The sequence below is a fragment of the Novosphingobium album (ex Liu et al. 2023) genome, from assembly GCF_029076845.1.
GTDB lineage: Bacteria > Pseudomonadota > Alphaproteobacteria > Sphingomonadales > Sphingomonadaceae > Novosphingobium.
This window is the reverse complement of record NZ_JARESE010000059.1, coordinates 20,748-32,433: the sequence shown is the minus strand read 5'-3', so window position 1 is coordinate 32,433 and position 11,686 is coordinate 20,748. Positions and strand designations below refer to the sequence as shown.

The 11,686-nt window shown below is 62.1% G+C and carries 16 protein-coding genes; 9 read left to right on the top strand and 7 right to left on the bottom strand.

Annotation, left to right across the window (positions count from 1 at the left end; genetic code table 11):
* The first annotated feature begins 101 nt into the window (after nucleotides 1–101).
* Nucleotides 102–473: a S24 family peptidase gene (locus PYV00_RS16905; protein ID WP_275229466.1), complete on the top strand. Its 372-nt coding sequence runs from the start codon at nucleotides 102–104 to the stop codon at nucleotides 471–473.
* A 406-nt stretch (nucleotides 474–879) separates the two neighbouring features.
* Here the strand turns inward: PYV00_RS16905 and cueR are convergent, their stop codons facing one another.
* From cueR to copC, 5 genes are all read right to left on the bottom strand, one after another.
* Entirely contained in the window at nucleotides 880–1,269 is a 390-nt protein-coding gene (gene cueR / locus PYV00_RS16900) for a Cu(I)-responsive transcriptional regulator (RefSeq protein ID WP_011445792.1), read from the bottom strand.
* Complete coding sequence (locus PYV00_RS16895; RefSeq protein ID WP_011445791.1) at nucleotides 1,266–1,469, bottom strand: DUF2933 domain-containing protein; 204 nt, start codon at nucleotides 1,467–1,469, stop codon at nucleotides 1,266–1,268. Before PYV00_RS16895 ends, cueR begins: the two co-directional genes overlap by 4 nt.
* The gene (locus PYV00_RS16890) at nucleotides 1,466–3,811 is read right to left on the bottom strand and encodes a heavy metal translocating P-type ATPase (RefSeq protein ID WP_275229465.1); all 2,346 of its coding nucleotides are present in this window, start codon (nucleotides 3,809–3,811) and stop codon (nucleotides 1,466–1,468) included. Before PYV00_RS16890 ends, PYV00_RS16895 begins: the two co-directional genes overlap by 4 nt.
* Before the next feature lie 64 nt (nucleotides 3,812–3,875).
* On the bottom strand, nucleotides 3,876–4,808 hold the full coding sequence (gene copD / locus PYV00_RS16885) for a copper homeostasis membrane protein CopD (protein WP_275229463.1): 933 nt from the start codon (nucleotides 4,806–4,808) through the stop codon (nucleotides 3,876–3,878).
* 4 nt (nucleotides 4,809–4,812) lie between these two features.
* Nucleotides 4,813–5,196: a copper homeostasis periplasmic binding protein CopC gene (gene copC, locus PYV00_RS16880; protein WP_275229462.1), complete on the bottom strand. Its 384-nt coding sequence runs from the start codon at nucleotides 5,194–5,196 to the stop codon at nucleotides 4,813–4,815.
* 138 nt (nucleotides 5,197–5,334) lie between these two features.
* Between copC and PYV00_RS16875 the strand changes: the two genes are divergently transcribed.
* The 8 genes from PYV00_RS16875 to PYV00_RS16840 all read left to right on the top strand — a co-directional run bounded on the left by PYV00_RS16875 (nucleotide 5,335) and on the right by PYV00_RS16840 (nucleotide 10,659).
* Complete coding sequence (locus PYV00_RS16875) at nucleotides 5,335–5,613, top strand: hypothetical protein (RefSeq protein WP_066556616.1); 279 nt, start codon at nucleotides 5,335–5,337, stop codon at nucleotides 5,611–5,613.
* Nucleotides 5,610–6,050 carry a periplasmic heavy metal sensor gene (locus tag PYV00_RS16870; protein WP_066556618.1) on the top strand — a complete coding sequence of 147 codons (441 nt, stop codon included), beginning with the start codon at nucleotides 5,610–5,612 and terminating at the stop codon, nucleotides 6,048–6,050. The genes PYV00_RS16875 and PYV00_RS16870 overlap by 4 nt, the downstream gene beginning before the upstream one ends.
* Nucleotides 6,047–6,616 (top strand): RNA polymerase sigma factor, encoded by a 570-nt coding sequence (locus PYV00_RS16865; RefSeq protein WP_066556621.1) that lies wholly within the window; start codon nucleotides 6,047–6,049, stop codon nucleotides 6,614–6,616. Before PYV00_RS16870 ends, PYV00_RS16865 begins: the two co-directional genes overlap by 4 nt.
* 61 nt (nucleotides 6,617–6,677) lie before the next feature.
* Complete coding sequence (locus PYV00_RS16860; protein WP_275229461.1) at nucleotides 6,678–8,432, top strand: copper resistance system multicopper oxidase; 1,755 nt, start codon at nucleotides 6,678–6,680, stop codon at nucleotides 8,430–8,432.
* Nucleotides 8,429–9,484, top strand: coding sequence for a copper resistance protein B (locus PYV00_RS16855; protein ID WP_066556625.1), 1,056 nt, complete (start codon nucleotides 8,429–8,431; stop codon nucleotides 9,482–9,484). The genes PYV00_RS16860 and PYV00_RS16855 overlap by 4 nt, the downstream gene beginning before the upstream one ends.
* A 66-nt stretch (nucleotides 9,485–9,550) precedes the next feature.
* On the top strand, nucleotides 9,551–9,907 hold the full coding sequence (locus PYV00_RS16850) for a hypothetical protein (protein ID WP_144901092.1): 357 nt from the start codon (nucleotides 9,551–9,553) through the stop codon (nucleotides 9,905–9,907).
* On the top strand, nucleotides 9,904–10,104 hold the full coding sequence (locus PYV00_RS16845; RefSeq protein WP_066556628.1) for a hypothetical protein: 201 nt from the start codon (nucleotides 9,904–9,906) through the stop codon (nucleotides 10,102–10,104). The genes PYV00_RS16850 and PYV00_RS16845 overlap by 4 nt, the downstream gene beginning before the upstream one ends.
* Before the next feature lie 126 nt (nucleotides 10,105–10,230).
* Entirely contained in the window at nucleotides 10,231–10,659 is a 429-nt protein-coding gene (locus PYV00_RS16840; RefSeq protein ID WP_066556631.1) for a DUF411 domain-containing protein, read from the top strand.
* 216 nt (nucleotides 10,660–10,875) lie between these two features.
* On the opposite strand, the gene PYV00_RS16835 is transcribed toward PYV00_RS16840, so the two are convergent.
* Together PYV00_RS16835 and PYV00_RS16830 are read right to left on the bottom strand one after the other, a co-directional pair.
* On the bottom strand, nucleotides 10,876–11,226 hold the full coding sequence (locus tag PYV00_RS16835) for a DUF3147 family protein (RefSeq protein WP_066556635.1): 351 nt from the start codon (nucleotides 11,224–11,226) through the stop codon (nucleotides 10,876–10,878).
* Nucleotides 11,223–11,636, bottom strand: coding sequence for a MerR family transcriptional regulator (locus tag PYV00_RS16830; protein ID WP_066556650.1), 414 nt, complete (start codon nucleotides 11,634–11,636; stop codon nucleotides 11,223–11,225). The genes PYV00_RS16835 and PYV00_RS16830 overlap by 4 nt, the downstream gene beginning before the upstream one ends.
* Between the last annotated feature and the right edge of the window lie 50 nt (nucleotides 11,637–11,686).

Below are 11,686 nucleotides of genomic sequence, written 5' to 3'. Positions count from 1 at the left end.
CGGCGCGGCCACCTATCGGCCATCAAAATTGACGCCGACCGGACTCCGTAATCGTCGCGCTACAGCCGACAGTCGGGCAGCGTTCGATAGTAAAAGTCCCATTGCTGAACGGGACAGGTAACGATTCACGCTCACAATGGCGGCTGGTTGATGCGGCTTGGCTCGGTCGGCTGTGTGATCAGCCCGCCAGTGTTGCAATCTTGCCAATTGTTGGTGAGGCGATGGAGCCGACCCTCTGCAATGGCGACGAGGTTATGATTAGCCGAGTTCGCTTCCAGGAGAGCGTGCGTGAAGGCCTTTACGCCATCCGTGGGTCTTCTGAAATCTTCGTAAGGCGAATAGCGATCGACCCAACGAAGAACCGTCTGACCGTTCTTACCGACCACCCTGCATATCCGAGCTGGCAGGGCATCCAGCGCAAAGGCGTCGATATTGTCGGCCGGGTGATCTGGATCGGAGCTCGGGTGGCCTAGCTGTCATTATGACACCGCGCTGCCTGAGGCTCTAAGCGGCCATCCCAGCGTGCGATGCTGGTGCGGAGCAAGATGGGTAGCAGTCGCGCTGGCTGAGAGGTGAAACGCCGACTCGCTCACGCGCAGTCGGACAAAGCGCAGGCCATGAATCTTTCACCGTGAACGCTGATGTGCGGAGGCTGAGTAGCCGCAGTGCCGAATTAGCGCGCTGCTACCTAGAGAGCTACCTAGCACAAAAATGCTCTCAATCGCTCGATCCGGCGAGCCTAGTATCGGATTGAAAAGTAAGGGGAAAGTGGTGGACGCACTAGGGCTCGAACCTAGGACCCGCTGATTAAGAGCAATCTTTCCGTCCGGATGTGTTCGTGAGCGACCGCATCGATGTGCAGGTGTCCAGAGGATCTGGTCAACTCACTGCGATCCCATCGAGGATCGGACAATCGGGTCTGCTGTCGCCGCTGCACCCTTCGGCCAGTTCCAGCAATGCGCGACGCATGGCTTCAAGTGCTGCGGCCTTGCGACCAAGGTCATCGGCATGTGCCAGGGCAACGGCCTTCACTTCACTGCTCGTCCGCTCGCGGTTGTCCCATAGGCCGAGGAGAGTGGTGATTTCCTCAAGCGAGAAGCCAAGGCCGCGGGCGTTGGCAATGAAGCGCAGGCGCTCGATCGATTGCGGTGAATAGTCCCTGTAGCCATTGTCGCGTCGGTCAGGGGGCGGCATCAGCCCTACGCGCTCATAGTGCCGGATCATCCGCTCCGACACGCCAGTGGTCTTCGATGCCTGTCCGATGTTCATGGCTGCTGTTCGCCGAACTTGGGGTGGCGTCCTTGGTGGTGGCCGCCATGGAAGAAGTGCAGCAGCGGACAGGTGAACAGGAATGCGTAAGGGATCAGCCCGAAGAAGTGCTGCCGGTGTTCCGGATAGAGCAGGAAAGCGGCGATCAGCGCGACCGATGCCGCGGCCAGCAGCCACGCGCGCTTGCTGGAAAGGTTCATAGCGCAATCCTCCTGAGACGCAGCGAATTGCCGATGACGCTGACCGAGGAAAGCGCCATCGCCGCCGCTGCGATGATCGGTGAAAGCATGATGCCGAACAGCGGGTAGAGCGCGCCTGCAGCCACCGGGATACCAGCGACGTTGTAGGCAAAGGCAAAGAACAGGTTCTGCCGGATGTTGGTCATGGTTGCGTGGCTGAGGTGCCGGGCACGCGCAATCCCGGTCAAATCGCCCTTGAGCAATGTGACGCCTGCGCTTTCGATCGCCACGTCCGTTCCCGAACCCATGGCGATGCCGACATCGGCGGCAGCGAGGGCTGGGGCATCGTTCACACCGTCGCCCGCCATCGCTACGATCCGTCCCTCGTCTCTCAGGCGCTTGACGATAGCGCTCTTCTGGTCGGGAAGGACATCTGCCTCGACGTCGGCGATACCGAGGCGTCGTGCGATGGCCTCAGCGGTGACGCGATTGTCGCCCGTCAGCATGATGACATGGATCCCCACCTCGGCCAGAGCCTTGAGCGCGGCAGGCGTTGTCGCTTTTACCGGATCGGCAATGCCGATAGCACCCGCCACCTGGCCATCAATGCCGAGGAAGATCGCGGTCGCACCTTCGGCACGCAGGGCATCAGCACGTTGCGCCAGTTGGGCGGTCGAGATCCCCTGTTCTTCAAGAAAGCGGGCATTTCCAGCAACAAGTCGATATCCATCGACGATGCCGGTGATACCCTTGCCGACTGGCTGATCGACGTCGCCCGGTTCGCTTATTGCGAGCCCCTTGGCTTCTGCATCCCTGACAATAGCCAGGGCCAGCGGATGTTCGCTGCTGCGTTCAAGGCTCGCGGCAAGGCGCAGAACTTCTTGGCTGTCGAACCCTTCAGCCGTCTCGATCGCAACCACCGCGGGCTTGCCCTCGGTGAGCGTGCCGGTCTTGTCGACGACAAGCGTATCGACCTTCTCCATGCGTTCGAGCGCCTCTGCATTCTTGATGAGGATACCGGCCTGCGCACCGCGTCCGACCCCCACCATGATCGACATAGGGGTTGCGAGGCCAAGCGCACAGGGGCAGGCGATGATCAGCACGGCCACCGCGGCAATCAGGCCATAGCCCATTGCCGGCGATGGGCCGACCAGGGACCAGACGACGAACGCGATGACTGAGACCGCGATCACCGCCGGCACGAACCAGCCCGACACGGTGTCGGCAAGCCGTTGAATCGGCGCCCGGCTGCGCTGGGCTTCTGCGACCATCTGGACGATGCGCGAGAGCATGGTGTCGCGCCCGATCTTCTCGGCGCGCATCACGAGGCCGCCGGTCTGGTTTATCGTGCCACCGATCAGCTTCGACGATGCTTCCTTGGTCACCGGCATCGACTCGCCGGTTACCATCGATTCATCGACCGTTCCGCGGCCCTCCAGGACCACGCCATCAACCGGAACTTTCTCGCCAGGGCGAACGCGAAGCGTGTCGCCGACCAGAACCTGGTCGAGGGTGATCTCCTCGTCACTACCGTCGGGACGAACCCGGCGGGCGAGCTTGGGCGAAAGGTCGAGTAGTGCGCGGATCGCACCGCTGGTGGTCTCGCGGGCACGCAGCTCAAGCAACTGACCAAGCAAGACTAGGACGGTAATGACCGCCGCGGCCTCGAAATAGACCGCGACTGAGCCGTCCATTGCGCGAAACGCGGGCGGGAACATACTGGGCGCGAGCGCCGCCGCCATGCTGTAGATCCAGGCAACGCCCGTTCCCATCGCAATCAGGGTGAACATGTTGAGGTGGCCGCTTTTCACCGAGGCCCAGCCGCGTTCGAAAAATGGCCAGCCAGCCCAGATAACCACTGGCGATGCCAGCACCATCTGAACCAGGTTGCCGATGTTTCCATCCAGATAATGGCGCAGTCCCGTCAGATGTCCGCCCATCTCGAGTGCTACCACCGGCAAAGCGAGGATGAGCCCGATCACAAAGCGCCGCTTCATGTCGGCATATTCCGGTGACGGTCCATCGCTGAGCGTCGGGGCCATCGGTTCCAGGGCCATGCCGCAGATCGGGCAGCTTCCCGGACCTGCTTGCTGAACCTCCGGATGCATCGGACAGGTCCAGATCGCGCCTTCTGACACCGCTTCTGTCGGGCGCGGCGCGTCGCGCATATAGCGCGTCGGATCAGCTTCGAACTTGGTCAGGCAGCCAGCGCTGCAGAAGTAGTGATGGGCGCCGTCATGGATGGCGACATGCGGTGTGGTTGCCGGGTCAACGCTCATTCCGCAGACGGGGTCAATCACCGTTCCTGGAGCCTTCGATCCGGAATGGGTGCATTTCGTAAGGTCGTGATGCGACTCGGTCATACTTCGTACTCCTCTGGTCGCAACTCGCATCAACCTTGACATCATGTCAGGGTCAAGAGGTAATTCACCCGTACGCCATGATCGGTTCCAGCGTACCCAGCCAGGCCACCACGGCGAGGATCGTAAGCGCTGTGGCCGTTTCCAGAATCAGGCTTTGCCGAAGACCACGTAACGCGGGGATCGGATTGCCGTTGGCGATGGCTGCACCAAGGGCGGGTGTCAGCCGCCAGCGGTTGACACCCGCCAGCATCAGCATTCCAGCAAACAGGGCGAGCTTGATAAGCAGGAGTTGGCCGTAGCGCGAAGCGAACAAGGCGTACGGATGCGGCAAGCCCATTAGGCTCAGGCTGTTGATGATGCCCGTGAGAGCGATCAACCCGACCGCAAGCGTCCCAACCCGCGAGAATTGTTCAAGCGCCCGATGCGCGATCCTGATCTGGGCATCGGATTGGTGCGCCAATGGCTGAAAAAGCAGCCAGGCGAACGCTGCAATTCCGCCGATCCATACAGCCGCCGCCAGCATGTGGACGATGTCGCTCAGCCGGTGGAGCGTTCCAGTCCACCTTTCGGTTGCACCGGCATGGCCAGTCCAAACCAGCGTGGCGATGGCAAGCACAGCCGAGGCAAGCAGACAGTATCTTGCAAGGTGTGGGGTTCGGCCAAGCCCCAGAGCGGCAAGCAGGGCAATTGCAACTGCCACCATGCGCACGACCCAGGCGCTGCCGATGGCGCTCTGTGTAACGATTTCCCTGAAGGCCGAGCCATCTACTGCCCAGAGGCTTGTCCCGGTCATGGCTGCGACAAGTGCGATCATGCCGCCGCCGGACAGCAGCAGTCCGAGCAGCGAAAGGAGGAGGGCAGGTTTGGCCAGCGGCAGCAAGACAGTGCCTCGCTCCTCGGGTTTCAGCGCGTAAAGCGAGAAGGCCGTCACACCTGCCAGCACCATCAGGTCGGCGTAAAGCGCGAACCGGATGGCGATCACAGGCAGGTTGTCCATGTCTTCAGCGTACGGTGAAGCTGAAGTTGCCGCCCATGCGATGCGTGTCGGCTCCGGCCGCGCTCCAGGTCACGCGGTAAGTGCCGGCGGCGAGCGGCCGACGGAGCAGCAAAGTCATCGATTTCCTGTCATTGCCGAGCCGGGCGGTGAAACCCGTGATCGGCATCGGCGCATGGTTTGGCATACCCGGCATTCCGGTCATTGCGATCTCGGCCCTTGCCGTTGCGCCGATCACGGCCTCATTGAAGCGCAGTTCGACCTTTGTCGGCGCTGCGACCGTGGCATTGGCTGTCGGGGTCGAAGACACGAGCTGCGTATGCGCGCTGGCAACCTGCGGCACGATGAGCCCCAGAGTCGCAACGGCAAAGGCAAGGCTGGGCAAACGCATCAGTTATCTCCTTGGAAATGGCTATCAGGTTGAGATACGCGGCCCGGAACAGCATCCCTCAAATTGGGCTGGTTCAATTTTTCTGAGGGATCGGGGATATGGCTGCGTATAGGATCACAAGACCTCGGGAGACCCACCATGTCCGACCTTGATCAGGCGCTCCGCCGCCTGGGCACACTTCCGGCTCCTTCGGGGCTGGCGACTATCGACGATGCTGTGCTTGCCGGACTGGCTGCGAGCCGCCGTGAGGCTGCGGCTGGGTCGCGGCTGATGGGTTTTGCCGCAGCCCTGGCGCTGGTGGTCGGCGTAGCCGGTGGCGGACTAGCGGGCGGCGAACCCGCCACGGCTCAGCCCATCTCTCCCTTTGCGCCTGACAATCCCCTCGCACCTTCGACCTTGCTGGATGTCCACCCGTGAATTGGACCACGCGGCTGATCCTGATCGCGCTTGTCGCATTTGCAGCGGCGCTGGGCGGCACTTATGCTGGCCGCGTCCTGTTCGCACCGGAAAGGCAGAGCGAGACCGAACTCCACGCCTTGCTGCACAGCGAGCTCGAACTCGATGCCGCACAGGAAGCAAAGATCGAGGCAATCGAGCAGCGTTTTGCCACACGCCGCAAGGCGCTCGAACTCGAGATGCGGGCCGCCAATGCCCATCTGGCCGAAGCGATGGAATTGGAGCACGGCTATGGTCCGCAAGTCACCACCGCCATCGACCACACCCACAAGGTCATGGGTGAAATGCAGAAGGAAACGCTTGAGCATCTCTTTGCCATGCGCGCCGTCCTGAGGCCTGATCAGGCGGCCAAATTCGACAGGTCGGTTACCAGAGCCCTTACCCCAGAAGTGCGGTGAGCCTTCCGCTGTCCGAGGGGAGCGACGGCGAGCTCGCGGCACTGGCGCTCGCGGGCCGGCAGGACGCTTATCGCGAATTGCTGGCGCGCCACCGTGACGCTGTGTTTCGCTTGGTGCGAGCGTCAGTCGGCGATCCGCACGAGGCCATCGACGTCACCCAGGAAACCTTCATTGCCGCGTTCTCGGCCCTTGGGCGTTACGACCATGGGCGACCGTTTCTGGCATGGCTCAAGCACATTGCGCTCAACAAGTGCCGGGACTGGGGACGAAGGCGCAAGGTGCGCGCCTTCTTCACGCGCGCAGTGCCGCTCGAGATGGCTTTCGATGTTTCAGACGATGCCATTCCCGCCGATGTGCAAGCGGCAGACCGGGCCGAGCTGGCGCGCGTGACCACTGCCATATCCCGCTTGCCATCCCGTCTGCGCGAGGCCCTGGTCCTCCGCACGATCGATGGCCTCGGCCAGGCCGAAGCTGCCGAGGTGCTCGGTGTCAGCGAGAAGACGGTCGAGACCCGCCTCTACCGGGCCAGGGCGAAATTAAAGGCGATGATTGGCGACCAGATCTGAGGGCTAGGGAAAGCGGCTGCGTAAAGGACGATGAAGCCGTCAATCTTACCGGATACCACTCATGCATTCTTTTGCGCTCGATCGCCGTGCCCTCATTCGTTCGGCTGCTTTGGGGGGCGGGGGCCTCGCGCTTTCGGCAGCGCTCCCCGCGTGGGCGCGCAGTGGAACTCCTGGCCTCGCAGGCCCGATGTCCGTGGTGTCCGGGGAGCAAATCGCACTATCCATCGGTCATGCCTCGCTCCGGGTCGGCGGACGTGATGGGCATGCCATCGGCATCAACGGTGCGACACCGGGCCCGGTCATCCGGTTAAAGGAGGGCCAGAAGGTTCGCCTCGCGGTGAACAACACGCTGAACGAGGAAACCTCAATTCATTGGCACGGGCTGCTCGTGCCCTTCCAGATGGACGGCGTGCCGGGGGTGAGCTTTCCGGGGATCAAGGTCGGCCAGACCTTCGTGTACGAGTTCCCCGTCAAGCAGTCTGGCACCTATTGGTATCACAGCCACTCCGGCATGCAGGAAGCGATGGGCATGTATGGCGCGATCGTCATCGATCCCGCCGCGCCCGATCCGGTCGCCTATGACCGTGAACATGTAATCATGCTCGCCGACTGGAGCTTCATGCATCCGCATACCCAGCTGCGGAAGCTGAAGGCGCAGCCTGGCTACTTCAACATGCAGAAGCAGACCCTCTCAGGCCTGCTCGCGGGCAAGGACCAGTCGGCCTCCGAACGCCGCATATGGGCCGGGATGCGGATGGACCCGACCGACATTTCCGACGTCACCGGCGCAACCTATCATTTCATGGTCAACGGCCATGACAGTGCCGCGAACTGGACCGGACTGTTCGCACCTGGCGAGCGGGTGCGCCTGCGCATCATCAATGCAGCCGCCATGACGAATTTCAATGTCCGGATTCCGGGTCTCGCGATGACGGTGGTCGCCGCAGATGGGCAAAACGTGCAGCCGGTCGAGACCGACGAATTCCAGATCGGCATCGCGGAGACCTATGACGTGATCGTCGAACCCAGGGCCGACGAGGCCTATGGCTTCATTGCCGAGGCCATCGATCGCTCCGGTCAGGTGCGCGCGACGCTTGCTCCGCGCCTCGGCATGGTCGCGCCGATTCCGCCAATCCGCGAACGTCCGCTGCTCACCATGAAGGACATGGGCATGGGCGATATGGCTGCACCCGGTGCCGATGCGAGTACAGCTGATCACGCAGCCATGGGCCACGCCATGCCCGGGATGGATCACGGCTCGATGAAGATGCGCGATCCCGCGGTCGCGCCGCAGGTCAAAATGGGACCAGGCGTTGCGACGCTTTCGCCAATGCCCATGGACCGCACGGGCGAACGTCCGACCGGTCTTGAGAAGGTCGGGCACCGGGTGCTGACCTACCGCGACCTCAAATCGCTCGCGCCCAATCCAGACAAGCGCACGCCGTCACGCGAGATCGATCTGCACCTGACCGCCAACATGGAGCGCTACATGTGGTCCTTCGACGGCGAGAAGTTCAGCGAAAATACGGAGCCAATCCCGTTCCGCCACATGGAGCGGGTGCGCATCAATCTCATTAACGACACCATGATGCCCCATCCGATTCACTTGCACGGACACTTCTTCGAACTGGTTACTGGGAGTCCCGGCCATCATCCGCTGAAACACACGGTCAACGTCCTGCCCGGCGGCAGGGTCTCGTTCGATCTGACTGCCGATGAGCTCGGCGACTGGGCATTCCACTGTCACATGCTGCTGCATATGATGTCGGGGATGTTCCGGGTCGTGACCGTGCGCCATGAGGAGGACGCGGCATGAAGGCGACCCTTCTCATCAGCGCTGCTGTCTTGTTGGCAACGCCCGGCTTTGCGGTGGCCCAATCCTCCATGCCAGGCATGGAAATGAAGGATGCGCCCGGCACAGTTGCTCGAGGCGAGGCAGCGCCGGCTGCAATGGACCATTCCGGCCATAGTCAGCCCGAAGCTGCAGTTCCCGCGCCTGTCGCAGTCGATCCCCATGCCGGACACGCTGCCGAGCCTAAGCCAGCCGGTCCGCCACGGCCTGAAGCCATCGATCACTCCGGCCATGATATGAATGCCATGACGGGCATGTCCGAGGGTGATCCGGCTATCGGAACTGCTCCCGCCCCTGCGCCGCCAGGCGACCATGCCGCGGATACCGTGTTCGATCCCGCTGAGATGGCGCGCGCGCGCGAAGCTTTACGGCGAGAGAATGGAGCCTTCAGCGGGTCGATGGTGCTCTTCGATCTCGCCGAATTCCAGGCGCGCAAGGGTAGGGACGGTTATCGTTGGGCAGGCGAGGCCTGGTTCGGCGGTGACGTCGAGCGCCTCCTGATCAAAACAGAGGGCGAGGGCGCATTCGGCGAGCCGATCGAGGATCTGGAAATCCAGGCACTCTATTCACGTGCCATCTCGCCGTTCTGGAATGCCCATGTCGGCTTGCGGCACGATATAGTGCCCAATCCCTCGCGGACTTATGCCGTGCTCGGGGTAGAGGGAATCGCGCCTTACTGGTTCCATTTGACGGGGCAGATGTTCCTCTCCGACAAGGGTGACATCCGGGCTCGCCTTGAGGGAAGCTACGATGAGCGGATCACCCAGCGCCTGATCTTCCAGCCTCGAGCGGAACTTAATTTCTCCGCTCAGGACATGCCCGTGATCGGGGTGGGATCAGGACTCACCGACTTCGAACTGGGTGCGCGCTTGCGCTATGAGATCCGACGCGAGCTCGCGCCCTATGTTGGCGTGGAATGGAGCCGGAAGGCGGGTGACACCGCGCGTTTGGCACGGCTCGCAGGAGAAGATCCAGATGCGGTCAGTTTTGTCGCTGGCGTCAGGGTTTGGTTCTGATTCTGATGGCAATGCACAAAGACTTTGGCTGGACCGACGGGTCGCAACGGAGCAGGACTTGATGCTATGAAATCGGTCGTCGCTCTCATTGTTGCGCTAGCATTGGCGTTCGGCGCAGGACCGCTTTGTGCCGCCCCGGCAGCGGCTTCGATGCAGACTGCTAACATGGAATGCGGCGACATGCCGGGAAGCGGCGACCGCTCACATCATCATGGCGCACCGGACGTGGCGCGGGTCTGTCATGCGTGCCTCTTTGCTGCGCCTGCCATCGGCACCAATCTGAATGCCATACGATGGGACTGGATCGGCCCGGAGATCCGGGCGCCCCAAAGCCTGTCCGGATTGAAGTCCGAGCCACCGACACCGCCCCCGCGCCAGCCGGTTTCCCGATCCGTTTCAATCTTATCTGGAGAATACACATGAAATCCAAGTATCTTCTGGGCGCCCTGGTGCTCTCGCTTTCTACAGCCGCGTTTGCAGCCGAGCCTGCACCGACGCCAGAGAAGTCGTGCTGTTGCTGCAAGAAGGACGAGCTCGGCCAAATGGCCTGCTGCAAGGAGCATGGCGAGCAGGCTGGTGAGCATGCTGGTCACGACATGAGCGGCATGGATCACAAGTAAGCAATGGTGCGCGGAGGGTGGTCCGCTACCCTCCGCGTATTGCCATGTGAGTACTGGCAAATGCGGACTGGACCTTAGTTTACACCGGAGCGGTTCAGCGGCCACCCGCGGATAAGGAGATCACATATGCGAAAGCTCGTTTTGGCACTGGCGCTGTTTTCGACCCCCGCGCTAGCGGCAGGCGACATCCTGATGCATCGCGATCCGGGGTGTGGGTGCTGCGAACAATGGGCTGCGCGGGTTCGGCAGGCCTTCGGCAGAAATGTGCGAATCGTCGATGACGCGAACCGTACCGCGTTCCAGCGGCAGGTGGGTCTTCCCGCAAACCTGGTGTCATGCCACACCGCGATCGTGGACGGGATCGCCTTCGAGGGACACGTTCCTATTGCGGACATGCGCCGCGTACTGGCGAGCCGCCCGAAAGGTGTTCGTGGGCTTGCAGTTGCGGGAATGCCCATCGGATCGCCGGGCATGGAGGTGCCGGGTGTTCGCGCGCAACGGTATAACGTCATTGCCTTCGGGGCCGCGCGCACCAGCGTATACGCACAGCATTAGTCGTCGCATTAAAAGCGAGCGTCTTAATCTCCGCTCCCGCGAAACCCGGAGCACATCCGGGCAAATCGAATGAGAGCGGGGCAAGATGCTTCCGCGAGTTGTGTTACGTTTGGAGCGGGGGCGTTTTCGCCTTGATCGCGATGAAGGCCGCGCCTGCAGTCGTCCTTCGCCCAAGCCAGCCCGCTCGGACGTACCACGCAATTCGGAGAGGCGCTTTCACAGCCGAACATCCCAACGAGCGAGTAACGCCGCCATGCCGACGTACAGGACGATGGTGAGAGCGCAGCCGGCCGCGAGTGCGGGCCAGAACGCGAAGCCGCGCTTGAGCAGAACCGGGATCAGCAGGAAGATCGGCAGGCTCGGAAGAACGTACCAGAACGTGGCTTGCGAATAGCTGGCCGTACGCGCTGCGTCGCCAGTGTCGCGCCAGAGCCAGATCATGCTGAGCACGGCGACAAGCGGGAGCGATGCCAGCAATGCGCCAAGTCCAGCGCTCCGGCGGGCGACTTCGGAAACCACAACAATGATGATCGCCGAGATAGCGGTTTTGACGACCAGATAGATCATTCGTGGTCTCCGTTGCACATGGTGTGATCCCCCAGCGCCTCGATCACGCGACAATCGGCGGCAAGTCCGCCCCGGCAGCGACCGATAATGCGCGATAGTTCGTCGCGCAGGGTAACGAGTTGGCCGATCTTCTCTTCGACCTGCGCCAGATGCCGGGTGGCGATCCGGTCGGCCTCGCAGCACTCGCGCTCGGGATGGTCGGCCAGATCGAGCAGCGAGCGCACTTCCTCGATGGTGAAGCCCAACTCGCGTGAATGACGGACGAAAGCGAGCCGCGTGCGATGCGCTTCGCCATAGGAGCGATAATTGCCCGCAGTCCGGGCCGGTTCGGGCAACAAACCGATCCGCTCGTAATAGCGGATCGTCTCGATGTTGGTGCCGGTCGCCCTGGACAGTTCGCCGATTTTCATCGCTTGACCCTGTAGTTGCTACAGGGTGCATATAGAGGGCCGACTCGAAC